The sequence below is a fragment of the Massilia forsythiae genome (assembly GCF_012849555.1).
GTDB lineage: Bacteria > Pseudomonadota > Gammaproteobacteria > Burkholderiales > Burkholderiaceae_D > Telluria > Telluria forsythiae.
Genome location: NZ_CP051685.1, coordinates 2,675,987 through 2,701,111 on the forward strand (window position 1 = coordinate 2,675,987; position 25,125 = coordinate 2,701,111).

A 25,125-nucleotide genomic window follows, 5' to 3' on the forward strand; every position below is an offset into this window, starting at 1 on the left:
TCCATCGTGCTGAATCCATCGTGCTGAATCCATGTCGATGAGGCGCTTCGTCCCCGGCCGCCCGCCGGCGTTTCAGCCGCCGCCGCTTTCCGCGCAATCGCGCCAGACCTTCTGGCGCTCGCTGCAGACCTTCACCGCGACCCGCCTGATGATCGCGGCGGTGCTGCTGCTGTACCTGAGCCTGGACGCCGGGCGCGGGCGCCTGGCCGGCACCGCGTATGCCGAGACCTGCGCCGCGTACGTGCTGGCGGCGCTGCTGTTCGCGCTGGCCGCCCGCTTCCGGCCGCGCCGCTTCTCGCTGCAGCTCTGGGCCCAGGTGCTGGCCGACATCTTCCTGATCTCGCTGCTCTACCTCGCCGCTGGCGGCGCCCACAGCGGCCTCGGGCTGCTGTACCTGTTCCCGCTGGCCGGCGCCGCGATCCTGGCGCCGCTGCTGCCGGCGCTGTCCGCGGCGGCGCTGGCGACCCTGTTCGTGCTGGGCGAGAGCGCCTGGCAGATCTTCATCCGCCTGCAGGACCCGCCGCTGGCGCAGGCCGGCATGACCGGCGCCGCCTTTTTTGCGCTGGTGCTGGTGGTGAACCGCCTGGCCGCCCGGCTGATCGGCCAGGAAGAGCTGGCGGCGCAGCGTGGCGCCGACCTGCGCGTGCAGCAGGCCATCTACCGCATCGTGGTCGACGACGTCGACGACGGCATCCTGGTGCTGGGGCGCGACGGCCACGTGTTTTCCGCCAACCCGGCGGCGCGCCGCATGCTGGGACTGGAGGGAGAAGGACGCGACGCCATGCATGGCGAAGCGGCTGCGGACGCCGGCAACGGCTTCCGCCTGGGGGACGTCGCCGCGTTCGAGCCGGTGGCGCACAGCTTCGCGGCCTGGATCGGCTGCTGCACCGGCGCCGGCGCGGCGCCGCCGGCCGACTATGTCACGCTGAAGCGCTGGCACGACGCCGACGGCGCGGTGCGCGGCCGGCTCGACCAGCCGGTGCACCTGAAACTGCGCTTCGCGCGCGTGGACACGCCGGACGGCGCGGTCGAGCGCAGCGTGATCTTCATGCAGGACGTGAGCGCCATCGAGAACCAGGCGCAGCAATTGAAACTGGCGTCGATGGGGCGCCTGACCGCCAGCATCGCCCACGAAGTGCGCAATCCGCTGTCGGCGATCGGCCATGCGACCGCGCTACTGGCCGAGGACCTGCACGGCAAGGCGGAACAGCGCCTGCTGCGCATCGTCAACGACAACGTCGGGCGCGTGAACCGCATGGTCGAAGACATCCTGAAGCTGTCGCGCAAGGTGCAGCCGAACGGCGAGCCGGTGGTGCTGGACGGTTTCCTGGCCGAGCTGCAGGCCGAATTCACCGAGACGCAGGGCCTGGCCGCCGGCATGGTGCAGGTCGGCGCCAGCGGCGGGCGCAGCGTACGCTTCGACGCGCTGCACCTGCGCGAAGTGCTGGTCAACCTGCTCGGCAACGCGGTGCGCTACGCCAGCGGCAGCCCGGCCAGCATCCGCGTGTTCCCGGTGCCGGACGCCACCGGGCGCATCGAGCTGCACGTGCAGGACGACGGCCCCGGCATCACGCCGGAAGTGCGCGCGCACTTGTTCGAGCCGTTCTACACCACATCGAGCAAGGGCACCGGCCTGGGCCTGTACCTGGCGCGCGAACTGTGCCTGAACAACGGCGCCATGCTCGACTACGAATACCGCGTCGGCGGCGTGGGGGAAGAAGCCGGCGGCGAGGCCAGCGGCCGCTTCGTGATCACCTTCGCGGCCGCGGCGCAGGCATGACGACATCGATATCGAGCCAGGAAAGGCAGGAGCACATGGGAACCATCACACACCACCGGAAACGCCGTCCGCCGTGCCGCGGGAGGCGGGCATGAGCGCGCCGCGCGTGCTGGTGGTCGACGACGAGGCCGACCTGCGCGAACTGCTGGAGATCACGCTGCTCAAGATGGGCCTGGACGTCGACAGCGCCGCCACCATACGCGAGGCGCGCGCGCTGTTGGCCGACAAGGACTACGCGCTGGTGCTGACCGACATGCGCCTGCCCGACGGCCTCGGCCTGGAACTGGTGCGCGAGGTGGCGGCCAGCCACCGCGGCACGCCGATCGCCGTGATCACCGCCTACGGCAGCGCCGAGAACGCGGTGGTGGCGCTCAAGGCGGGCGCCTTCGACTACGTCTCCAAGCCGGTGGTGCTGGACGACCTGCGGGCGATGGTGCGCTCGGCGCTGAAGCTGTCCGCAACGGGAATGGAACCCGGCGCGGCGGACGGGCAGGCGGCCGCCGTGGACGGCGCCGGCTCGCGCCTGATCGGCGGCTCGCAGGCGATGCAGGCGCTGCGCGCCCAGATCGAACGGCTGGCGCGCTCGCAGGCGCCGGTCGCGATCAACGGCGAATCCGGCAGCGGCAAGGAGCTGGCGGCGCGCGAGATCCACGCCCGCAGCGCACGCGCCGGCAAGCCCTTCGTGGCGGTCAACTGCGGCGCGATCCCCGAGGCGTTGATGGAAGCCGAGTTCTTCGGCTACCGCAAGGGCGCCTTTACCGGCGCCACCGACGAGCGCGACGGCTTCTTCCAGGCCGCCGCCGGCGGCACCCTGATGCTGGACGAGGTGGCCGATTTGCCGCTGGCGATGCAGGTTAAATTGCTGCGCGCGATCCAGGAGCGGCGCGTGCGCAAGATCGGCGCCACCGCCGAGGAGCCGGTGGACGTGCGCATCGTCAGCGCCACGCACAAGGACCTGGCGCGCTGCGTCGAGACCGGCGTGTTCCGCCAGGATTTGTTCTACCGCCTTAACGTGATCGAACTGTCGCTGCCGCCGCTGCGCGAGCGGCTCGACGACCTGCCGCTGCTGGTCGACGCCGTGCTGGCGCGCCTGGCCGGGCCGGGCGGGGCGCGCCTGGGGGCCGGCGCCCTGGACCTGCTGCAGACCTATTCTTTTCCGGGCAACGTGCGCGAGCTGGAAAACGTGCTGGAGCGGGCGCTGGCGTTCGCCGACGGCGGCATGATCGAGGTCGGCGATCTGCTGCTGAAAGGGGCGCGCGTGGCGCCGGCCGCGGCGCCGCTGGCGCCCGCTGCCGGCGCGGCGCACACGGCCGGCGCGGCTGCTGGCCAGGTGGTGGCACCTGGGCCGGATGCGCACGCGGCGGGTGCGCCATCGTACGCAGCGGATGGCGCTGCGCAGCCGTTGCCGGCAACCGGCGCGCCGGCGCCGCCAGCACCTGGAGGCGCGTCCGCGGCGCCCGCCGCCGGCCTGCTGGCGGACGGTGAACTGCCCAGCAACCTGCCCGATTACCTGAACCAGGTCGAGCGCGACATCATCCTGCGCGCGCTGACCCAGACCCAGTTCAACCGCACGCAAGCCGCCGGCCTGCTCGGCATCAGCCTGCGCCAGCTGCGCTACCAGATGCAGAAACTGGACATCCACGCACCGGAACCCTGACGGTATGTACGTCGATCCGTTGTTTTTTATTCATCTGCCGATAATCAAAAAATAATACTTGCCTCTACAAACCTGCCTATCGAAAAGGCAGAAAAATCTGCAGGTTAGTGCTTGCTATCGCCTGGCGGCTTTACTGATCGGCGTTATTGAATGTCAAGGGTCGGACGCATAAAAAAACCCAAGTGCAGGCCGCTAAAAATTTTCCAAGATCGACTACAATTAGGCTTGTTGGGTAGATGACCACTACATCTAGTGGTTGCTGCCAGGATGTCACTAGACACACACCAGGAGCGCGGAAGCGTTTTTCTAGCCGGCCGCTCCTATTTTTATCGGCGAAAGATTATTAGGCTGACAAGTTTGGGTTTTTGTCAGTTTCGCCTGGATGCCATCAGGCGATCCGAACACCAAGTTATATCAATGAACGCCATGGCGGTCGCTCTGCACGCCACCTCGGGAGCCTCAATGCAAACATCTTCGGACATTTCCATCAATCCGCACGCCGCGGCGGCAGCCAACGCAGCTGCCAATGCAGCCGACCTGGTCGCCAACGCCGACTACCGCATCATCCGCCGCAACGGCGCAGTGGTGCCGTTCCAGCCGAACAAGATCGAAGTCGCCGTGTCGAAAGCCTTCCTGGCCGTGAACGGCGAGAGCGGCCGCGAATCGGCCCGTATCCGCGAACTGGTCGGCGAGCTGACCACCAATGCGGTGGCCGCGCTGGTGCGCCGCCAGCCGAACGGCGGCACCTTCCACATCGAGGATGTGCAGGACCAAGTGGAATTGTCCCTGATGCGCTCGGGCGAGCATGACGTCGCGCGCGAATACGTGCTGTACCGCGCCAAGCGCATGGAAGAGCGCCGCGCCGCCAAGGAAGCGGCGGGCATGACCCAGTCCGACGCGCCGCAGTACAGCGTGGTCGACGCCGGCGTGCGCCGTCCGCTCGACATGAACGAGGTGGCAAGCCTGATCAACGCCGCCTGCGCCGGCCTGGAAAAGCACGTCGATGCCGACGCCATCCTGGCCGAGACCGTGAAAAATCTGTACGACGGCGTGCCGGTCGAGGAACTGCACAAGTCGGCCATCCTGGCGGCGCGCGCGCTGATGGAAAAGGACCCGGCCTACAGTCAGGTCACCGCGCGCATCCTGCTGCACACGATCCGCAAGGAAGTCTTCGGCCGCGAAGTGCCGCAGGCCGGCGCCGCCGCCGAATACATCACCTATTTCCCGCAGTACGTCGCCAAGGGCATCGACAACGAACTGCTGGACGAAGAGCTCGGCAAGTTCGACCTGGCGCGCCTGGCCAAGGCGATCGTCGCCGACCGCGACCTGCAGTTCGGCTACATCGGCCTGCAGACCCTGTACGACCGCTATTTCCTGCACGTGCGCGACGTGCGCATCGAGATGCCGCAGGCGTTCTACATGCGCGTGGCGATGGGCCTGGCGCTGCGTGAAGATGACCGCGAAGCGCGCGCGATCGAGTTCTATAACCTGCTGTCGAGCTTCGACTTCATGAGCTCGACCCCGACCCTATTCAACTCGGGCACGCGCCGCTCGCAGCTGTCGTCGTGCTACCTGACTACCGTCGGCGACGACCTGGAAGACATCTACGACGCCATCAAGGAAAACGCGTTGCTGTCGAAGTTCGCCGGCGGCCTGGGCAACGACTGGACCCCGGTGCGCGCGCTCGGCTCGCGCATCAAGGGCACCAACGGCAAGTCGCAGGGCGTGGTGCCGTTCCTGAAGGTGGCCAACGACACCGCGGTGGCGGTCAACCAGGGCGGCAAGCGCAAGGGCGCGGTGTGTGCCTACCTGGAAACCTGGCACCTGGACATCGAGGAATTCCTCGACCTGCGCAAGAACACCGGCGACGACCGCCGCCGCACCCACGACATGAACACGGCAAATTGGATTCCGGACCTGTTCATGAAGCGCGTGATGGAAAAGGGCGAGTGGAGCCTGTTCTCGCCGTCCGAAGTGCCGGACCTGCACGACAAGGTCGGCCGCGCGTTCGAGGAAGCCTATCTCGGCTACGAGGCGCGTGCCGCCCGCGGCGAGATGACCGTGTACAAGAAGGTGCAGGCGCTCGACCTGTGGCGCAAGATGCTGTCGATGCTGTTCGAGACCGGCCATCCGTGGATGACCTTCAAGGATCCGTGCAACATCCGCTCGCCGCAGCAGCACGTGGGCGTGGTGCACTCGTCGAACCTGTGCACCGAGATCACGCTGAACACCAACGAGGACGAGATCGCCGTCTGCAACCTGGGTTCGGTGAACATGCCGGCGCACATGAAGGGCGACGGCCTGGACGCGGTCAAGCTGCAGAAGACCATCCGCACCGCGATGCGCATGCTCGACAACGTCATCGACATCAACTACTACGCCGTCGACAAGGCGCGCAACTCGAACCTGCGCCACCGTCCGGTCGGCCTGGGCATCATGGGTTTCCAGGATTGCCTGCACATGATGCGCGTGCCGTTTGCCTCGGACAAGGCGGTGGAGTTCGCCGACCGCTCGATGGAAGCGGTGTGCTACTACGCCTACCTGGCCTCGACCGAACTGGCGGAAGAGCGCGGCCGCTACGGTTCGTACGAGGGTTCGCTGTGGGACCGCGGCATCCTGCCGCAGGACTCGATCAGGCTGCTGGCCGAGGAACGCGGCGGCTACCTGGAGCAGGACACCAGCGAGACCATGAACTGGAGCGTGGTGCGCGAGCGCATCAAGCGCTTCGGCATGCGCAACTCGAACTGCGTGGCGATCGCCCCGACCGCGACCATCTCGAACATCATCGGCGTGTCGGCCTGCATCGAGCCGACCTTCCAGAACCTGTACGTGAAGTCGAACCTGTCGGGCGAGTTCACCGAGATCAACGCCTGCCTGGTGCGCGACCTGAAGGCGCGCGGCCTGTGGGACGAGGTCATGATCAACGACCTGAAGTACTTCGACGGCTCGCTGTCGCGCATCGACCGCGTGCCGCAAGACCTGCGCGACATCTACGCGACGGCCTTCGAAGTCGAGCCGAAGTGGCTGGTGGAAGCCGCCTCGCGCCGCCAGAAGTGGATCGACCAGGCCCAGTCGCTGAACATCTACATGGCCGGCGCCTCGGGCAAGAAGCTGGACGAGACTTATAAACTGGCCTGGCTGCGCGGCCTGAAGACCACCTACTACCTGCGCACCATCGCCGCGACGCACATGGAGAAGTCGACCACCCGCACCGGCGCGCTGAACGCGGTGGCGGTGGATGGCGGCCTGTCGGCGGCGGGCGGCGCCATCCCGGCGCCGGTCGCACCGGTGGCCGCGGCGCCGGCGGCATCCGCCGATGTGGTGGAAGGCGCCGCCTGCTACCTGCGTCCGGGCGATGCCGGCTTCGACGAGTGCGAAGCCTGCCAGTAACTCATTAGTACGTAAAAAATAGCACGTCGTCCCCGCGCAGGCGGGGACCCAAGCCGAGCAGGAGTGCCGACGGTGCATGGGTTCCCGCCTACGCGGGAACGACGGTTTAAACAATATTAGAAGGAACTCATCATGGCTCTTTCCTGGGACGATGAACCGACCACCGCTGCACCGGCTCCCGCCGTTGCCGCCAACGTAAACCCCGAAGCGCACGCGGGCACCAGCGCCGCCGACGTCGCCAAGCGCGTCAACGCCGACGACAAGCGCATCATCAACGGCCAGACCGACGTCAACCAGCTGGTCCCGTTCAAGTACAAGTGGGCCTGGGACAAGTACCTGGCCGGCTGCGCCAACCACTGGATGCCGCAGGAAGTGAACATGCAGCGCGACATCGAGCTGTGGAAGAACCCGAACGGCCTGACCGAGGACGAGCGCCGCATCGTCAAGCGCAACCTGGGCTTCTTCGTCACCGCCGACTCTCTGGCCGCCAACAACATCGTGCTGGGCACCTACCGCCACATCACGGCGCCGGAATGCCGCCAGTACCTGCTGCGACAGGCCTTCGAGGAAGCGATCCACACCCACGCCTACCAGTACATCGTGGAATCGCTCGGCCTGGACGAGAAGGAAATCTTCAACGCCTACAACGAGATCCCGTCGATCCGCGACAAGGACCAGTTCCTGATCCCGTTCATCGACGTCATCAACGACCCGGAATTCAAGACTGGCACGCTGGAAAACGACCAGAAGCTGCTGAAGTCGATCATCGTGTTCGCCTGCCTGATGGAAGGCCTGTTCTTCTACGTCGGCTTCACCCAGATCCTGGCGCTGGGACGCCAAAATAAAATGACCGGCGCCGCCGAGCAGTACCAGTACATCCTGCGCGACGAGTCGATGCACTGCAACTTCGGCATCGACCTGATCAACACGATCAAGATGGAAAACCCGCAGCTGTGGACCGCCGAGTTCCGCGACGAGCTGAAGGCGCTGTTCACCAAGGCGGTGGAACTGGAATACGCGTACGCCGAAGACACCATGCCGCGCGGCGTGCTGGGCCTGAACGCGGCCATGTTCAAGGGCTACCTGCGCTTCATCGCCAACCGCCGCGCGGTGCAGATCGGCCTGGATGCGCTGTTCCCGAACGAAGAGAATCCGTTCCCGTGGATGAGCGAGATGATCGACCTGAAGAAGGAGCGCAACTTCTTCGAGACGCGCGTGACGGAATACCAGACCGGCGGCGCGCTGAACTGGGACTGATCCTGCCGTACCGATGGACGGGCGCGTTCCCGTCCGCGCACCGAGGCCCGCAGCGCGGGCCTTTTGTTTTTCGAGGCCCGGCACCGTCGACATTTTTTCGACCGGATGCGCGCGCGGTGGCAAGCCGGGCGAATGGCGACGGCGCTTGCACGCTTTCCGCCATGTTTTGCGCCACTGGCGTTCCGCTGCGGATATGATGCGATCACGTGCCATATTCATAAAAACATGATCCGCGTCCTCGTCATCCACCAGAATCTGCCCGGCCAGTTCCGGCGGCTGATCCGCCACCTGCAGGGCCAGCCCGGCTACGAGCTGACCGGCATCGGCGAAGAGGCCGCGGTGAAGCGCGAACACCTCGGGCCGCGCCTGCGCGCCATCGTCTACAGGAAGCCCGACGGGCCAGGCGAGAAGACCCACCACTACCTGCGCCATTTCGAGGGCTGCGTGCGGCGCGGCCAGGCGGTTACGCGTCTCTGCGTGGCGCTGGAGAAAAGCGGCTACGAACCTGACGTCGTGCTGTGCCATCCGGGCTGGGGAGAGGGCCTGTTCGTCAAGGACGTGTTCCCGCGCGCGCGCCTGGTCGTGTTCTGCGAATTCTGGTGGTCGGGCGAGGGCGCCGACGTCGGCTTCGATCCCGAGTACCCGGTGTCGTTCGACGACCGCCTGCGCATCCGCATGAAGAACTCGGTGCTGATGCAGTCGCTGATGGCGGCCGACGACGGCGTCGCGCCGACCGCCTGGCAGAGAAGCGTGCATCCGCCCGAGCTGCGCCCGAAGATCCGCACCATCCACGAAGGCATCGACACCGCCTACCTGGCGCCCGACGCGGACGCCAGCCTGGTCCTGCCGGACGGCACGGTGCTGACGCGCGCCCGGCCGGTGCTGACCTATGTCGCGCGCAACCTGGAGCCGTACCGCGGCTTCCACGTGTTCATGCGCAGCCTGCCGCGCCTGCTGGCCGGCAATCCGGACTTGCGGGTGGTGGTGGTCGGCGGGGACGAGGTCAGCTATGGGCGCCGTCCGCCGGCCGGTTTCGCCAGCTACCGCGCCGCGCTGGCGGCCGAATTGGATGACTCGGGCCAGCGGGTCGACTGGGCGCGCGTGCACTTCCTCGGCAAGCTGCCGTTCGCCACCTACCGCACGGTGCTGCAGGTGTCGAGCCTGCACGTCTATCTGACCTATCCGTTCGTGCTGTCGTGGTCGATGCTGGAAGCGATGGCCGCCGGCGCGCCGGTGCTGGGCTCGCGCACGCCGCCGGTGGAGGAAGTACTGCGCGACGGCGACAACGGTTACCTGACCGATTTCTTCGATGCCGATGCGCTGGCCGGGCGTGCGCTGGACCCGATCGCGCGCCGCCACGAGATCGCCGCCACCGGCCTGCGCGGCCGCGAGACCGTGCTGCACCACTACGATTTCGAGACGGCGGGCTTGCCGGCCTATCTCGACCTGCTCAAGCCGCTGCCGGCATCGTCCAGGGAGGCCGCATGACGGACCGCTTCGCACTGCACTTCGTCCCGGAAGGGTATTCTGTCGCGGGCCACAGGCTGATGGGACGCCAGGCGGCCGGCGCCGGCCTGTTGCGCGCCGCTGCGCGCAGCGCCGGACTGGCCATGCTGGGGTGCTGGGCCGCCGGCGATGGCCATGCGGCCGCCTGCGAGCGCCAGCTGCGCGAGCTGGGCTACGCCGGCCGGGTCGAACGCCTCGACCCGGGCCGGCCGCAGGACCTGGCGCGCTTCGGCACGCTGTACCATCCGGCGCCCGGCATCGAGCGGCTGGCCTGGCGCCGCCTCGGCGTCGGCGAGCGCCGCTACAGCCTGTGCGGCATCACCCACACCACCGCCAGCCACACGGTGATGAGCGCGATCGCCAACCTGCTGGTGGCGCCGGTGCGCAGCTGGGACGCCGTCATCTGCACCTCGCGCGTGGTGCGCAACAGCGTGCGCCACCTGCTCGAACGGCAAGCCGAGTATCTCGGCGCGCGCCTCGGCGCCCAGCGCTTCGAACTGCCGCAGCTGCCGCTGATCCCGCTCGGCGTGCACAGCGCCGACCTGCGTTTCGATGCCGACGCGCGCGCCGAAGCCCGCCGCCGGCTCGGCATCGCGGAGGACGACGTCGCCTTCCTGTATGTCGGCCGCCTGTCGTTCCACGCCAAGGCCCATCCGCAGCAGATGTTCGGCGCGCTCGAACGCGCATGCAGCCAGGACGGCCAGAACGGACCTGGCGCCGGGGTCCGGCAGGTGCACCTGATCCTGTGCGGCTGGTTCGCCAACGAGGCGATCGAGCGCGCCTTCCGCGACGCCGCGGCGGCATTGTGTCCCTCGATCCGGCTGACGGTGCTGGACGGCCGCGCGCCGGACAGCCAGGCCAGCGCCTGGGCCGCGGCCGATGTGTTCACCTCGCTCTCGGACAACGTCCAGGAAACCTTCGGCCTGACGCCGCTGGAAGCGATGGCGGCCGGCCTGCCCTGCGTGGTGAGCGACTGGAGCGGATATCGCGACACGGTGCGCGACGGCGTCGATGGCTACCGCATCGCGACCGTGATGCCGGGAGCGGGCGCCGGCCTTGATCTCGCGCAGCGTTACGACGATGGCGTCGACAGCTACGACCAGTATTGCGGTCATACCAGCCAGGCGGTGGCGCTGGATGGCGCGCAGCTGGCGCAGGCCTACGGGCGCCTGATCGGGGATGCGGCCCTGCGCCGCCAGCTGGGCGAGAACGGGCGCCGCCGCGCGCAGGCGGAGTTCGACTGGTCGGTCATCTTCGGGTGCTATCGCCGGCTGTGGGGCGAGCTCGATGAGCGGCGCCGCGCCGATGCCGCGCTGGCGCCGGCCTTGCCGCCGGGCGTGCACGCGGGCGCGCCGGACCGGCCAGACCCGTTCGCGCTGTTCGCGAGTTATCCGAGCGCGCAAATCACGCCGGCATCGCTGGTGGAACTGGCGCCGGACGCGTCGCTGGCGCTGCTGCGCCAGTACCGCGAGCTGGCGATCAACCGCTTCGCCACGGCGTCGCTGCCGACGCTCGAGGAGTTCGGCCAGATCTTCGGCTCGATCGAATCGCGGCCGACGCAGGTGGATGAATTGCTGGACACGCTGGGACCGTGCGACCGTCCGATGCTGCTGCGCGGCCTGGCGTGGTTGTGCAAGATGGATTTGCTGCGCATCCGCGCGGCCGACGAGTGATAAGGAATAAACGTTTTCGCAGCAACCGATCACAAGAAATTCGATGCCTGCTTGCCCGCCTCCGCACGAGAACGAAAATTCCCGTGCGCGGGTTGCGCACTGACAAGGTTTTCGTGTACTTTACGTGATTGAATTTGTCAAAACGTGAACACGCCGGTTTTATCGAGCGCAAAACGGGAAGCAAACCGATTAAAAATGGGGCGTTGATTCATTCAGTATGCACGTGAGCTTATCGAAAAGAACAAGCCGCAATGCCTGAACTGGAATTCGGGCATGGCGGCTTTTTCTTTTCGCTCCTCGGCGCGCAGCGCGATGAACGGCGTCATGAACCATCGAACTTGTTGTTTCGGTCGTCGGCGACGACGATAGCTGAAGTACTGCAGAAGTAGGGAATCTCGAAAAACCTTCGCGCCTGTCATGTCGTCGATGCGACGCGCAGCAGGTTTCTCGAGATGTTCTTCGGGGTGTTGCAGTCGTTCAGCTGGTGCCGGATTCATTGACGTACACGGGCGTGTGCGACGATGAATAATTCGCCCGACCAAGCAGACCGGGTCGGACGGGTTCAAACCTTGTAGCGTATTTCTCATCGCAGAGAAGGAGAACACAAAATGGCAACAGCCGCAAAAAAACCAGCAGCAAAGCCGGCCGCAAAGACCGCCGCCACCAAAGCCGCCGCCGATCAACCCGTCGCCAAGAAAACGGCGGCCAAGGCAGCCGTGAAGACGACCGGCAAGCCTGCGGCCAAGGCTGCAGCGACCAAGACCGCCGCCACGAAGACCGCCGCTGCGACCAGGACTGCGGCCGCGAAGACCCCTGCGACCAAGACCGCAGCAACCAAGCCTGCAGCCGGCAAGACTACTGCGACCAAGGCTGCCGTCGCCAAGTCCACCGCCGCCAAGACCACCGCCACCAAGACCGCTGCCACCAAGTCTGGCGCCGCCAAGCCGGCAGCAGGCAAGACCGCTGCCGTCAAGGCACCGGCAAGCAAGGCTGCGGCCACCAGGACTGTGGCCAAGGCGAGCGCCACCAAGGCGACTGGCGCCAAGGGCGCCGCCGCCAAGCCGGCAGCAGCCAAGACCGCAGCGTCCAGGGCGTCGGCAAGCAAGTCAACCGCTACCAAGCCGGCTGCAGGCAAGTCCACCGCAAGCAAGTCCGCTGCAAGCAGCGCATCGACCGCCAAGACCGCGGCGACCAGGACTGCGGCAACCAAGGCAGGCGCTACCAAGGGCGCGGCCGCTAAATCGAGCGCTGCCAAATCGACCGCCGCCAAGGGCGCGACCACCAAGGCCGCCGCTACAAAGACCACCGCTACCAAGGCAAGCGCAGCCAAGTCGACCGCAGCCAAGTCGACCGCAGCCAAGTCGACCGCCGCCAAGACCGCCGCCAGCAAGACGCCGGCCACCAGGGCCAGCGCAAGCAAGGCGACGGCAACCAAGGCCAGCACCGCCAAGGGCTCGGCGGCCAAATCCGCAGCAGGCAAGACCGCCGCCACCAGGACTGCCGCGACCAAGACGGCTGCAAGCAAGACTGCCGCTGCCAAGAGCACGAGCGCCGCCAAGAGCACGGCCGCCAAGACCGGCGCCACCAAGTCGGCTGCAACCAAAACCCCAACGGCCAGGACCTCGGCCGCCAGGACGGCTGGCGCGTCGGCAACCGCGACCGCTGCCACCAGGACCGGCGCGACCAAGGGCAGCGCCACCAAGCCGGCTGCAACCAGGACCGCCGCAACCAAGACCGCTGCAACCAAGACCGCTGCTGCCAAGGGCACCGCTGCCAAGCCGGCAGCAACCCCAGCTGCAAGCAAGGCCACGGCCGGCAAGACCGCTACCGCCAAGACCGGCGCCAAGGCTGCGGCAGCCAAGCCGGTAGCCGGCGCCGCAGCATCGGGCAAGACTGCTGCCGCCAAAACCACCAGCGCCAAAAACACCACCGCCAAGGCCACCGCAGGCAAGGGCGCGGCAAGCGCAGCGCCGAAAGCCGGCGTCAAGCCGGCCGCACAGAAAACCGCTGCCGCCGGCAGCGCCACCAAGGCAGCCGCCACCAAGGCCAGCGCTACCAAGGCAACCACCGCCAAGGGCGGCGCCGCCAAATCTGCAGCGACCGGCAGCACAGCGGCCAAGACCCCGGCCGCCAAATCGGCAGTGACCAAGGCGTCGTCCGCCAAGGCCGCCACCACCCCGGCCACCGCCGCGTCGAGCACCGGCAAGCCGGTCGCCAAGTCGACCAAGTCACCGGCAAAGGCGGCTGGTACGAAATCGGCTGGTGCCAAACCGGCTGCCACCGGCAAGGCGGCCGCGCTGGCCACCGAGGCAGGCGTCAAGACCGATTCCGCGAATGGCGAGCCGCCGCCGTTCGACACGATGACGGAGTTGAAAAAGGCCGTGGCCAAGGCCGGCAAGAGCGCGAAGAGCGCCCAGGCGCAGCCGGCCGGCCAGCCTGACGCCGCATCGGCAAGCCAGCCGGATGCCAAGTCCGATGCCAAGGCGGATGCGCAGCCCGCCGCCCAGGCGGAAAGCAAGTCCGGCGCCAAGGCGGATGCACAACCGGAAGTCCAGTCCGGCATCCAGCCGGATGTGACGGCAACGGCCGCCGTTTCCACTGCAGCCGATGCGCCGGCCGCAAGCGCGGCATCGACGCCGGCCGCAGCGAAAAAGACCGCCGCCAAAGGCGCGGCCAAGGATAACGTAGCCAAGGACACCGTCGCCAAGGACACCGCAGCGAAAAAGCCGGCCGCCAGGAAGGCCACCGCCGCCAAGGGCAAAGCCAAGGCCGATACCAAGGCCGACGCCAAGTCCGATGGCGCCGATGCCAAGCAGGACGGCGCCCAGCCGGCCGCCAAGACGGTGATCGCACCGGCCGCATGGCCCTTCCCGACCAGCAGCCGTCCGTAACGACAATACGCGCCTGCTTCAGGCACAATACCGCTGTGTGGAAATGTTCACACAGCGGTTTTTTTTTAAGGAGTTCTTGTGCTGTCCATTCTTCAGTTGATCGTCGATACCGCGGCCGGCGTCCTCGGCGGGGTGCTGCTGCTGCGTTTCTGGATGCAGTTGATCCGCGTGCGTCCGCCGGCCTCGGTCGGGCAGTTCACCTATACTTTGTCCGACTGGCTGGTGCTGCCGCTGCGCCGCGTCGTGCCGGGCATGCGCGGTTACGACTGGGCCAGCCTGATCGGCGCGTTCCTGGTGGTGCTGGCGGCCAGCTCGGTGCTGCTGCTGATGGGCGCCTCGGGACAGGCCGTGGTGCTGTATGCGCTGTACCGCTTCCTTACCTGGATCGTGTACGGCTTCATGGGCCTGTTGATCATCGAAGTGATCTTCAGCTGGATCAATCCGCATGCGCCGCTGGCGCCGTTCGTGCATGCGCTGAACGAACCGCTGCTGCGGCCGTTGCGCCGCGTGATCCCGCCGCTCGGCGGCCTGGACATCACCGTGCTGGTGGCCTTCATCCTGCTGCAGATCGCCCTGTACATCCTGCGCCAGATCTTCTGAAGCCTGCCTCCCGGACGGCGTCCGGAACGACAAGGGCTCCAGGCCGGCGCTGCATGCCGGGCTGGAGCCCTTGTCGTTTAAGACGGTGCAGGCGTGCCGGCAAGCCGGCCGCTGTCGCTCAATAACGGTAGCCGAACGCCGTCTCGAACCTGTCGGCGATTTCCTGCGCCGTGAAGCGGTGGTTCTGGCCGCCCTGGTGCGCGATCTTGATCGAACCGAGCAGGCTGGCCAGGCGGCCGGTGGTCGGCCAGTCGAGATCGTTGGCGATGCCGAACAGCAGGCCGGCGCGGTAGGCGTCGCCGCAGCCGGTGGGGTCGACCACGGCGCTGGCCGGCACCGCCGGGATCTTGTGGTGCTCGCCGCCGGCATAGATGTCGGAGCCGTCTTCGCTGCGCGTGATGACCAGCGCATCGAGGCGCGTCGCGATGTCTTCCAGGCCCAGGCCGGTGCGGTCCATGACCATCTCGAACTCGTAGTCGTTGCAGGCCAAATAAGTCGCCTGCTCGATGAAGGCGAGCAGTTCCTCGCCGTTGAACATCGGCAGTTGCTGGCCCGGGTCGAACACGAAGGGCAGGCCCTGCGCAGCGCAGTCGCGCGCGTGCTTGAGCATGCCGTCGCGGCCGTCCGGGGCGATGATCGCCACCCGCAACTCGCCATGGTCGGCCACGTTGTTCTCGTGCGAGAACTGCATCGCCCCGGGGTGGAAGGCGTTGATCTGGTTGTTGTCCAGGTCGGCGGTAACGAAGCACTGGGCCGTGTACGCGTGCTCGATGACGCGGATGGCGCCGGTGGCGATGCCGGCCTTCTTGAAGCGCTCCAGGTATTCGCCGCCGTCCTGGCCGATGGTGGCCATGATCAGCGGATCGCCGCCCAGCATGGCCAAGTTGTGGGCGATGTTGGCGGCGCAGCCGCCGTATTCGGTGCGCAGGGTCGGCACCAGGAACGAGACGTTCACGCGGTGCAGCTGGTCGGCCAGCAGGGTTTCGCCGAAGCGGCCGTGGTATTGCATGATCTTGTCGAACGCGAGCGAGCCGCAGATCAGCGAAGTCTTGGACATGGGATGAAGCCTCAGGGGTAGAAAACGGCGATATGATAGCCGGAAGGTTTCAGGTCGGTCAGCGCGAATTGCAGCTTGACCGCTTGTTCCGAGCGCGCGCCGAAGCCGGCGGCGGCGGACACCCCCGGCGGCAGGTATTCCGCGGGCGCGAAGACGCGCCGCAGCACCGGCTTGTCGCCGCTGTCGGTCAGTTCGAGTTCGATGCTGGGCCAGGTCTGCGGCAGCGCGCCGCCGTTGCGCAGCAGCGTGGCGAGCGCGTAGGTGTCGGGACCGAGGCTGGTCAGCTCACCGGTCTCGATCGCCAGGCTGTCGATCTGGGCCGGCAGTCCGACGCGGCAGCCGAACACGGCGCACAGCGCGCCCAGCGCCGGCCGCGCACCCGGATGGCGCGCCGCCAGCGTGTTGCGGAAGGCGAGCGCCAGCTGCAGCGCCAGCGCCAGCAGCAGCAGCGCCGCGCCGACGCCCATGACGATGCGGCGCACGCGCCCCGAGCGTTCCTGCTTGCGGCTGCGCTTGACGAATTCCGGCTCGTCGCTTTCCGGCACGCGCAGCTTGGGTGCGTCGATGTTGGTCGGCGTCATGCGCGAGCGGCGCGTGCGCGCATCGAGCGCCCTGGCGCGCGCCGATTTCGGTTCCGGTGCGGCCGTCGACGAAGGGAACGACTGGGTTTCGCCGGCGGCCGAGGCGCGCAGCGGCAGGCCGGCGGAAAAGGCGTCGCCGGCGCCCGCCGTATCCGCGGACGGCGGCGCGGCGGCATCGCGGCCATCGGCCCGGCCGTGCGCCGCTTCGGGTTCCGGGTCGTGGCCGGGCAGCGCTTGCGCGACCAGTTCCTCGTCCACCGGCAGGTCGAAGCGCGGTTCGATGCGGCCTTGCGGCGCAAAGGCGGATGCCGGCGGCAGGGGGGAGGATTCGGCCTGCTGCGGTCCCGCGCGGGCGGGTGCGGCCTGGTCAGGCGTGACCCGGTCAGGCGCGACCCGGTCGGCCGCGAACCGGTCAGGCTCGATCCAGTCCGGCAGGGCCTGCAAGGGCGCGTCGCCAGGCGCGTCGCCGGCTTCCGCAGCGACGTCCACGGCAGCGGCCAGCACGTCGCCATGTGGCGTGGACGTGTCCTGCGTCGGCGTGTCTTGCGCGGGCAGGGCGGATGCATCGTGCGGTGCGGCGGCCGCGTCCGCGGCGCCACGCGTCAGCGCGTCCAGCGCGTACGCGAGAACCTCGCCGTGCGGCGCCGGCGGTTCCTGGTCCGCTGCGGAAGCGTCCGGCGTCGGCGCGGGCGCCTCGTCGAGGGCAGGCGCCGCCGCCGCGTCGACCGCACGGGCCAGCACGTCGCCGTGCGGCGGCGCTTCCTGCGCCGGTCGTGGCGCCGCCGCGGCGCCGTCGGGTGCCGCCCTGGGCAGGATGCCCAGCGGACCGAAAGTGCTGCCGAAATCGAGGGTATATACCGGGACGGTATCGAAGTCGATGCCGTGCGCCGGCTCGGCCGGCGCCGCCGCGTCCTGGCCCGCTTGCGCGGACGCTTCCGGCGTGGCCTGGGTGGTGGCGTCGGGGACGGGTGGCGTGGCGCCGGCGGGGGAGACAGGCGAAGCCGCAGCCGCGCCCGGAGCAGGCGCCGCACCGCCATCTCCCTTGCCGGCCGCCGGCGCCTCGGTGTCGATCAGGTTGGCGCCGCCATCGAAGATGCGCTGGCAGGCGCCGCAGCGGACGATCCCGCCGCGCAATTTGAGCTGGTCCGCCGCGACCCGGAACGCGGTTTGGCAATACGGGCACCGGGTCGCGAGCGCCATGGCCTTACCCGGCAGCGTCGGCGCCGCGCGGCGGCGGCGCGCTCTCCTGGCCGAGACGGCCGTGCAGGGCGACCCAGCCGTCGTGCTCGGCCCATACGCCCAGCTGGATGAACGGGGCGTAGGCGGCGGCCACTTCCTCGGCCTGGCGCGCCAGCACGCCCGACAGCACCAGCGAACCGCCTTCGGCCACGCGGCCGGACAGCATCGGCGCCATCAGTTTCAGGGGGCTGGACAGGATGTTGGCGACCACGATGTCGAAGCGCGCGTTGCCGCGGCTGGACGCCACGAAGGCGTCCGGGACGTAGAAGTCGATGGCGCAATCGTTGCGCTCGGCGTTCAGCCTGGCCGATTCGATTGCCTGCTCGTCGATGTCGACGCCGGCCACGTCGCCGGCGCCCAGCTTCTTGGCCACCATCGCCAGGATGCCCGAGCCGCAGCCGTAGTCCAGCACCGACCGTTCGAGGGCGGGATGCGCTTCCAGCCACTCCATGCACAGGCGCGTGGTCGGGTGGCTGCCGGTGCCGAAAGCCAGTCCCGGATCGACTTCGAGGATCAGGCCGTTCGGGTCCGGCGCTTCGTGCCAGCTCGGCACCACCCAGATGTTCTTGCCGATGTGGATCGGCTCGAACTGCGATTGCGTCAGGCGCACCCAGTCCGCGTCCGCCACCGAACGGGTGGTGAACGCCGGCGGCGCCTGCAGGCCAATGGCGGCGGCGGCTTCGGCGATGATGGCGGCCTGGTCGGCGTCTTCGTCGGTCAATGCCACCACGCGGCTGTGGTCCCAGGCGGCCTGTTCCGGCACCATGCCCGGCTCGCCGAACAGCGGTTTCTCGGCCTCGGTGCCTTCGTCGGCATCCTCGACCGAGACGGACAATGCACCCGCTTCCATCAGCGCGTCGGACAGGCCTTCCGCATGCTCGCGGGCGATTTCGATGACGACTTCAGTCCAGCTCATTGTTCGACCTTCGCGTCTGCTGCCGATTGGGCGCCGATGGCGACTTCCTTCGACAGGTCCGGCTTGTGCGCCAGCTTCTGTTCCAGGTAATGGATGTTGGTGCCGCCTTCGATGAAGCGGGCGTCGACCATCAGTTCGCGGTGCAGCGGGATATTCGTCAGGATACCCTCGACCACCATCTCCGACAACGCGATCTGCATGCGGCGGATCGCCTGCTCGCGCGTGGCGCCGTAGGCGATGACCTTGCCGATCATCGAATCGTAGTGCGGCGGCACGTAATAGCCGGCGTACGAGTGCGAATCGACGCGGATGCCGGGACCGCCCGGCGGATGCCAGCCGGTGATGCGGCCCGGCGACGGGGTGAACTTGAACGGGTCTTCGGCGTTGATGCGGCACTCGATCGCGTGGCCCGACAGCATGATCTCGCGCTGCTTGAAGCGCAGGCGCTCGCCGCAGGCGATGCGGATCTGTTCCTGCACGATGTCGATGCCGGTGATCATTTCGGTGACCGGGTGCTCCACCTGCACGCGGGTGTTCATCTCGATGAAGTAGAACTCGCCGTTCTCGTACAGGAACTCGAAGGTGCCGGCGCCGCGGTAGCCGATCTTGCGGCAGGCTTCGGCGCAGCGGTCGCCGATCTTCTCGATGAGCTTGCGCGGGATGCCCGGCGCCGGCGCTTCCTCGATCACCTTCTGGTGGCGGCGCTGCATCGAGCAGTCGCGCTCGCCCAGCCAGACCGCCTGCTTGTGCTCGTCGGCCAGTACCTGGATTTCCACGTGGCGCGGATTTTCCAGGTACTTCTCCATGTAGACTTCCGGGTTGCCGAAGGCGCTGCCGGCCTCGGTCTTGGTCATCGCCACCGCGTTCAGCAGGGCCGCCTCGGTATGCACCACGCGCATGCCGCGTCCGCCGCCGCCGCCGGCCGCCTTGATGATGACCGGATAGCCGACGCGGCGCGCGGTCTGGATGATTTCCTTCGGATCGTCCGGCAAGGCGCCGTCCGAGCCCGGCACGCAGGGCACGCCGGCCTTGATCATGGCCTGCTTGGCCGAGACCTTGTCGCCCATCAAGCGGATCGATTCCGGACGCGGGCCGATGAACACGAAGCCCGATTTTTCCACGCGCTCGGCGAAGTCGGCGTTTTCGGAGAGGAAACCGTAGCCCGGGTGGATCGCCTCGGCATCGGTCACTTCGGCCGCGCTGATGATGGCCGGCATGCTCAGGTAGCTCTTGGCCGACGGCGCCGGGCCGATGCAGACGGACTCGTCGGCAAGCTTCACGTACTTGGCGTCCTTGTCCGCTTCGGAGTGCACGACAACGGTCTTGATGCCCATTTCACGGCACGCGCGCTGGATACGCAACGCGATTTCACCACGGTTGGCGATGAGGATTTTTTCAAACATGGTAAGTTCGATGTTTCTGTGAGTGCCGGCGGCATGCCGGGAACAACTGGATCGGGGGAGGGCGGACACCCGGCGCCGTGCGCCGCAGCGACCGCCTGCGCCGAGAGGGATCGTCAGCCGATCACGAACAGCGGCTGGCCGAATTCGACGGGCTGGCCGTTTTCCACCAGCACCTTGGTGACGGTGCCGGCGATGTCGGCATCGATTTCATTGAGGAGTTTCATCGCTTCGATGATGCACAGCGTGTCGCCTTCCTTCACGGTCGAGCCGACTTCGATGAAGGCCGGGGCGCCCGGCGCCGACGAACGGTAGAAGGTGCCGACCATCGGCGACTTGACCACGTGGCCGGTCGGCTCGGCGGCCGCGGCCGGGGCGGCGCCATTGGCCGCCGGGGCCGGCGCGGCGGCCTGCACGGCCGGCGCCGAGAATTGCTGCACGCCTTGCGGCGGGACCATGACCACCTGACTCTGCGGGATTGCGGAAGACTTGACGATGCGAACCTTGCTTTCGCCTTCGGTGACTTCGAGTTCAGCAATATCCGATTCGGCGACGAGGTCGATCAACGTCTTGAGTTTTCTTAGATCCATGTGAAACCCCTTGGAATTATTGGTTTAAGAGCATGCGGCGCGTCAGGTGTTGCGCGAATCCGCAAGAATGCGTGAAGTTGTCGTAGATTAACGCTCTTTCAGAGCGAAGTCGATGGCAAAGCGATATCCATCAGCTCCCAGCCCGCAGATCGTGCCTTGCGCGATCGCGGACAAAAACGAGTGGTGCCGGAACTCCTCACGCTTGTAGATATTAGAGATGTGCACTTCCACGAACGGAATGTCGACGCCGGCCAGCGCATCGCGCAGCGCCACGCTGGTGTGGGTCAGTCCGCCCGGGTTGATGACGATCGCATCGACCCCTTCCTGCCTGGCGGCATGGATACGGTCGATCAGCGCGCCCTCATGGTTGCTCTGGAAGCAGGCGCACTGCGCACCGGCCGCCGCCGCCTGGGCAGTGGCGGCCCGTTCGATATCGGCCAGCGTCGTCGCGCCGTACACTGCCGGCTCGCGCGTCCCCAGCAAATTCAGGTTGGGGCCGTTGAGCAGCAGGAGCTTTTTCGCCATGGTGGAACCGTCTGTTTGCCCGAAAGTCAGGCATTTTGCCGCCAACATGTCGTGTTGGCAAGCGCTAAAAAGCCGAGCGAAAAGAAGTGAACGACCGTTCGCGGATCAGTTGTCAACCTTGCAGCTTGGCAAGATCTGCACGCAACTGGTCGAATTTTAGGCGTCCCGTATACGTCTTGCGCACCTTGCCGTCGGCGCCGATCAGGACCGTGTACGGCAAGCCGCCGGTGGCGCTGCCCAGGCCGCGCGCCAGGTCGGTGGCGCCCATGCCGCCGACGTAGACCGGGTAGGCGACCTTGACCTTTTGCGTGAATTCCACCAGGTTGCCCGGGGAATCGATGCCGATGCCGATCACGTTGAAATGCTTGCCGCCGTCCTTGGCCGCCAGCGCCGACAGTTCCGGCATCTCCTGCACGCATGGCGCGCACCACGATGCCCAGAAGTTCACCAGCAGCGGCTTGCCCTTCCATTGCGCCAGCGCCTGCGGCTTGCCGGCGAGGTCGTTCAGCGATTGGGCGTACAGCTTGGCGCTGCCGCCGTCCAGGCTGCCGTCCGCCGGGGTGGCGCTGGCCGGTCCGGTGGTCTTGACGCCGGCGATGGCGCCGAACACGGTAAAGGCGGTTGCCAGGATGGCGTAGCCCGCCAGTCGTTTCTTGTTCATTCGTCTTGTTCCAGGGTTTCGTCGGTCGTCATCAATGCGCGCAGGCCGGTCATGTCGACCCGCTGCAGGCGTCCATCGGCACGCGGCTTGAGGGCGCCGCGCAAATCGTTCAAGTCATACAGTTCGGCGTGCACGGTTTCCTTCTGCCATTGGAAACTCACCGTCTCGACCGGGTCGTGGCGCCCGCCCTTGAAGTGCGGGGTTTCCGAGATGTCGAGGTCGACGTTGCGGTTCAGCAGCCAGATCTCGACTTCCTTGGCGCTGTCGGCAAACAATTGCAAGTGGATATCGTCGTGCTCGCCGGCGGTGCCGCTCAGCACGCTGCCGGTCAGGTAGGGATTGAACTCGGCCAGGTGTTCCATCGCCTCGAGCGCGGCGCGGCGCTTGCGCAGCAGGCGCGCCGCCAGCGCCGGTCCCTGGAACAGTGCCTGGTAGCGGCGCACCTCGTCCTCGACCTGGAAATTGTCGGGCAAATAGTTCGGCGCCGGCCGGTCCACGCCCAGCACCTGACGCGCCGCCTTGGCCTTGGCGGTGGCATAGTCGGCGCCGTCCTGCGCGATCATGCGCGCCGCGGTGGCGGCGATGCGCGAGCGTAACTGTTGGAGGTCATCGTTTGGTGTAGGCATCATGTCCATGATGATACTCTTGAACGGAAAAGGGCATCGCGTCGGGTAGAATCGCGTATTCGTTCTTTCCCCAGCATATTTTTCCGGTCAACATGCACATCCATATCCTCGGCATCTGCGGCACTTTCATGGGCGGACTGGCGGTCCTGGCCAAGGAGGCCGGACACCGCGTCACCGGCTGCGATGCCAACGTCTATCCCCCGATGAGTACCCAGCTCGAAGCCCAGGGGATCGAACTGATCCAGGGTTTTTCGCCGGAGCAGGTGGCGTTGAATCCGGACTTGTACGTGGTCGGTAACGTGATGACGCGCGGCAATCCGCTGATCGAGGAAATCCTGAATCGCGGCTTGCCGTATATGTCGGGACCGCAATGGATCGGGGAACATATCCTGCGTCATAAATGGGTGCTGGCCGTGGCCGGCACGCATGGCAAGACCACGACCTCGTCGATGCTGGCCTGGATCCTGGAAGACGCGGGTTACTCGCCCGGCTTCCTGATCGGCGGCGTGCCGATGAACTTCGGCGTGTCGGCGCGCCTGTCAGGCGAACAGGACTCGGACTTCTTCGTGATCGAGGCGGACGAGTACGACACCGCCTTCTTCGACAAGCGCAGCAAGTTCGTGCACTACCACGCCAAGACCGCGGTGCTGAACAACCTGGAATACGACCACGCCGACATCTTCCCGGACATCGGCGCCATCGAGACCCAGTTCCACCACCTGGTGCGCACCGTGCCCGGCGTCGGGCGCCTGGTGGTCAATGGCGACGAGGCCGCGCTGGCGCGGGTGCTGAAACGCGGCTGCTGGAGCGAGAAGGAAAGCTTCGGCGCCTCGGGCGGGGTCGACTGGAGCCTGGTCGAGCACGCCGGCGGCGGCAGCTTCGAGGTGCTGTTCAAGAACGAGCTGCAGGGCACCGTGCAATGGGACCTGACCGGCCACCACAACCGCACCAATGCGCTGGCCGCGATCGCCGCCGCGCGCCACGTCGGCGTGCCGCCGGCGCAGGCGATCGATTCGCTGGCGCGCTTCCAGAGCGTCAAGCGCAGGATGGAAGTGCGCGGCGCGGTGCGCGGCGTGACGGTGTACGACGACTTCGCCCACCATCCGACCGCGATCGCCACCACGGTCGGCGGCCTGCGCCAGAAGATCGGCGCGGCCAGTGGTACGAATGGACGCATCCTGGCGGTGCTGGAACCGCGCTCGAACACCATGAAGCTGGGCGCCATGAAGGATGCGCTGCCGGGCAGCCTGAAGGATGCCGACCTGGTGTTCGGCTTCGGCAGCCAGCAGGCGCTGGGCTGGTCGCTGGCCGACGCCCTGAAACCGCTCGGCGCCATCGCCCACAGCTTCGACCAGATCGACTACATGGTGCAGGCGATCGTGCAGGCGGCCCAGCCGGGCGACCATATCCTGGTGATGAGCAACGGCGGCTTCGGCGGCGTGCACCAGAAACTGCTGGACGCGCTGGCAGCATGAACGCCCCGGCGCCGGCCCAGTGCCCTGAATATTTGTTGTACCTGCACGGCTTCCGCTCGTCGCCGCGTTCCTATAAAGCGCGCGTGGTGCAGGAACGCCTGACGCGCGCCGGGCTGGCCGGCAAGCTGATCTGCCCGCAACTGCCGGCCTCGCCCAGGGCGGCGATGGAGCTGGTGCTGACCCTGGTCGAGCGCCACGCGCGCGCCGATGCGAACCGCGTGGCCATCGTCGGCTCGTCGCTGGGCGGCTTCTACGCCACCTGGCTGGCCGAGCGCTTCGGCTGCCGCGCGGCGCTGGTGAATCCGGCGGTCGACCCGTTGAAGAACCTGGAGCAGCACGTCGGCGTGACCACCGCCTGGCATTCGGACGCACCGTTCGAATTCAAGCGCGACTACATCGACGAGCTGGCCGCGCTGAAGATCGCCGGCATCACCCGGCCGCAGCGCTATTACCTGCTGGCCGCGACCGGCGACGAGGTGCTGGACTACCGCGACATGCTGGCCCACTACGCCGGCGCACCCGGCCACCTGATCCAGGGCGGCGACCACGCGGTGTCGGACTTCGAGCGCTACGTCGACGCCGTGCTGGCGTTCTGCGGCTTCGCGGCGGCGGACGGAACAGAGGGCGCGGCCGGATCGGACCCGCGGCAGTGAACCACGCGTCGCTGCGCCGGGCCCGCTGGCTGGCGCATCCCGGCGGCGTGCGCGCCCCGGCCGCCTTGCACGACTGGCTGACCACGCCCGGCTCGCTGACCGCGCGCCTGGTCGCCCACAGCCGCGCGTTCCGGGTACAGAAGCTGCGCCAGGGGCGCGCGCCGTGCCTGGCCGACGAGGCGGCGGCGCTCGGCCTGGCGCGCGCACAGCAGGTCATCGAGCGCGAAGTGCTGCTGCGCTGCGACGGCGTGGCGGCAGTCTACGGCCACACGGTGATGCCGCTGGATGCCGACGCCGGCGACTGGCCGCTGTTCTCGGCATTGGGCGAACGCTCGCTCGGCACCACGCTCTTCCACGATCCGCTGGTGCGGCGCGGCGCCTTGCAGTTCGCGCGCATCCGTCCCGGACACCCGCTGCTGGCGCGCATGCGCGCGGCGCTCGGCACCGCGTTCGACGCGGATGCCACATACTATGCCCGGCGCTGCGTCTATCGCCGCCGTCAAGGCCTGCTGATGGTCACCGAGGTATTCTTGCCGGCGGTGCTCGACCTGGCGCCGGCCGCAACCACAAGGGAAGCACGGCCAGCCGCCATCCGTACCGGCAACGGCGACAGCGGCGGCGCGGCTCCCGTAACGAACACGAAATGAC

At 67.5% G+C, this 25,125-nt stretch carries 20 protein-coding genes; 11 read left to right on the plus strand and 9 right to left on the minus strand.

Annotation, left to right across the window (positions count from 1 at the left end; all coding sequences use genetic code 11):
* The first annotated feature begins 37 nt into the window (after positions 1-37).
* The 6 genes from HH212_RS11545 (at position 38) to HH212_RS11570 (ending at position 11,263) form a co-directional block, all read left to right on the plus strand.
* Positions 38-1,780, plus strand: coding sequence for a sensor histidine kinase (locus HH212_RS11545; RefSeq protein ID WP_170202608.1), 1,743 nt, complete (start codon positions 38-40; stop codon positions 1,778-1,780).
* A 91-nt stretch (positions 1,781-1,871) separates the two neighbouring features.
* A complete protein-coding gene (locus tag HH212_RS11550; RefSeq protein ID WP_170202609.1) occupies positions 1,872-3,437 on the plus strand; it encodes a sigma-54-dependent transcriptional regulator in 1,566 nt (521 codons plus the stop codon).
* A 462-nt stretch (positions 3,438-3,899) separates the two neighbouring features.
* On the plus strand, positions 3,900-6,827 hold the full coding sequence (locus HH212_RS11555) for a ribonucleoside-diphosphate reductase subunit alpha (RefSeq protein WP_170202610.1): 2,928 nt from the start codon (positions 3,900-3,902) through the stop codon (positions 6,825-6,827).
* 132 nt (positions 6,828-6,959) lie between these two features.
* Positions 6,960-8,084, plus strand: a complete 1,125-nt coding sequence (locus HH212_RS11560) for a ribonucleotide-diphosphate reductase subunit beta (RefSeq protein WP_170202611.1) — start codon at positions 6,960-6,962, stop codon at positions 8,082-8,084.
* Positions 8,085-8,309: 225 nt separating this feature from the next.
* On the plus strand, positions 8,310-9,572 hold the full coding sequence (locus tag HH212_RS11565) for a glycosyltransferase family 4 protein (protein ID WP_211172487.1): 1,263 nt from the start codon (positions 8,310-8,312) through the stop codon (positions 9,570-9,572).
* Entirely contained in the window at positions 9,569-11,263 is a 1,695-nt protein-coding gene (locus HH212_RS11570; RefSeq protein ID WP_170202612.1) for a glycosyltransferase family 4 protein, read from the plus strand. Before HH212_RS11565 ends, HH212_RS11570 begins: the two co-directional genes overlap by 4 nt.
* 212 nt (positions 11,264-11,475) lie before the next feature.
* Here HH212_RS11570 and HH212_RS11575 read toward each other — a convergent pair whose 3' ends face one another.
* Positions 11,476-11,760 (minus strand): hypothetical protein, encoded by a 285-nt coding sequence (locus tag HH212_RS11575; RefSeq protein ID WP_170202613.1) that lies wholly within the window; start codon positions 11,758-11,760, stop codon positions 11,476-11,478.
* A gap of 111 nt (positions 11,761-11,871) precedes the next feature.
* On the opposite strand from HH212_RS11575, the gene HH212_RS11580 reads away from it, so the two are divergent.
* Positions 11,872-14,154, plus strand: coding sequence for a hypothetical protein (locus HH212_RS11580; RefSeq protein WP_170202614.1), 2,283 nt, complete (start codon positions 11,872-11,874; stop codon positions 14,152-14,154).
* Between the two features lie 78 nt (positions 14,155-14,232).
* Positions 14,233-14,754, plus strand: a complete 522-nt coding sequence (locus tag HH212_RS11585; RefSeq protein ID WP_229217678.1) for a YggT family protein — start codon at positions 14,233-14,235, stop codon at positions 14,752-14,754.
* Positions 14,755-14,872: 118 nt separating this feature from the next.
* Here the strand turns inward: HH212_RS11585 and HH212_RS11590 are convergent, their stop codons facing one another.
* From HH212_RS11590 to HH212_RS11630, 8 genes are all read right to left on the minus strand, one after another.
* Positions 14,873-15,811: a carbohydrate kinase family protein gene (locus tag HH212_RS11590; RefSeq protein WP_170202615.1), complete on the minus strand. Its 939-nt coding sequence runs from the start codon at positions 15,809-15,811 to the stop codon at positions 14,873-14,875.
* An 11-nt stretch (positions 15,812-15,822) separates the two neighbouring features.
* Complete coding sequence (locus HH212_RS27310; protein ID WP_229217679.1) at positions 15,823-17,592, minus strand: zinc-ribbon and DUF3426 domain-containing protein; 1,770 nt, start codon at positions 17,590-17,592, stop codon at positions 15,823-15,825.
* Positions 17,593-17,596: 4 nt separating this feature from the next.
* A complete protein-coding gene (gene prmA, locus HH212_RS11605) occupies positions 17,597-18,547 on the minus strand; it encodes a 50S ribosomal protein L11 methyltransferase (RefSeq protein WP_170202616.1) in 951 nt (316 codons plus the stop codon).
* Complete coding sequence (gene accC, locus HH212_RS11610) at positions 18,544-19,950, minus strand: acetyl-CoA carboxylase biotin carboxylase subunit (protein WP_170202617.1); 1,407 nt, start codon at positions 19,948-19,950, stop codon at positions 18,544-18,546. The genes prmA and accC overlap by 4 nt, the downstream gene beginning before the upstream one ends.
* 113 nt (positions 19,951-20,063) lie before the next feature.
* Positions 20,064-20,537, minus strand: coding sequence for an acetyl-CoA carboxylase biotin carboxyl carrier protein (accB, locus tag HH212_RS11615; protein WP_170202618.1), 474 nt, complete (start codon positions 20,535-20,537; stop codon positions 20,064-20,066).
* Between the two features lie 87 nt (positions 20,538-20,624).
* Positions 20,625-21,062 carry a type II 3-dehydroquinate dehydratase gene (gene aroQ / locus HH212_RS11620; RefSeq protein ID WP_170202619.1) on the minus strand — a complete coding sequence of 146 codons (438 nt, stop codon included), beginning with the start codon at positions 21,060-21,062 and terminating at the stop codon, positions 20,625-20,627.
* Between the two features lie 112 nt (positions 21,063-21,174).
* Positions 21,175-21,723, minus strand: a complete 549-nt coding sequence (locus HH212_RS11625; protein ID WP_170202620.1) for a TlpA family protein disulfide reductase — start codon at positions 21,721-21,723, stop codon at positions 21,175-21,177.
* Positions 21,720-22,352, minus strand: a complete 633-nt coding sequence (locus HH212_RS11630; protein ID WP_170202621.1) for a hypothetical protein — start codon at positions 22,350-22,352, stop codon at positions 21,720-21,722. Before HH212_RS11630 ends, HH212_RS11625 begins: the two co-directional genes overlap by 4 nt.
* A gap of 89 nt (positions 22,353-22,441) precedes the next feature.
* On the opposite strand from HH212_RS11630, the gene mpl reads away from it, so the two are divergent.
* From mpl to HH212_RS11645, 3 genes are read left to right on the plus strand one after another with little or no spacing between them, the layout of a single operon-like run.
* Positions 22,442-23,824, plus strand: a complete 1,383-nt coding sequence (gene mpl / locus HH212_RS11635; protein ID WP_170202622.1) for a UDP-N-acetylmuramate:L-alanyl-gamma-D-glutamyl-meso-diaminopimelate ligase — start codon at positions 22,442-22,444, stop codon at positions 23,822-23,824.
* Positions 23,821-24,477, plus strand: a complete 657-nt coding sequence (locus HH212_RS11640; protein WP_170202623.1) for a YqiA/YcfP family alpha/beta fold hydrolase — start codon at positions 23,821-23,823, stop codon at positions 24,475-24,477. Before mpl ends, HH212_RS11640 begins: the two co-directional genes overlap by 4 nt.
* Entirely contained in the window at positions 24,474-25,124 is a 651-nt protein-coding gene (locus HH212_RS11645; protein WP_229217680.1) for a chorismate--pyruvate lyase family protein, read from the plus strand. The genes HH212_RS11640 and HH212_RS11645 overlap by 4 nt, the downstream gene beginning before the upstream one ends.
* Position 25,125: the final 1 nt, after the last annotated feature.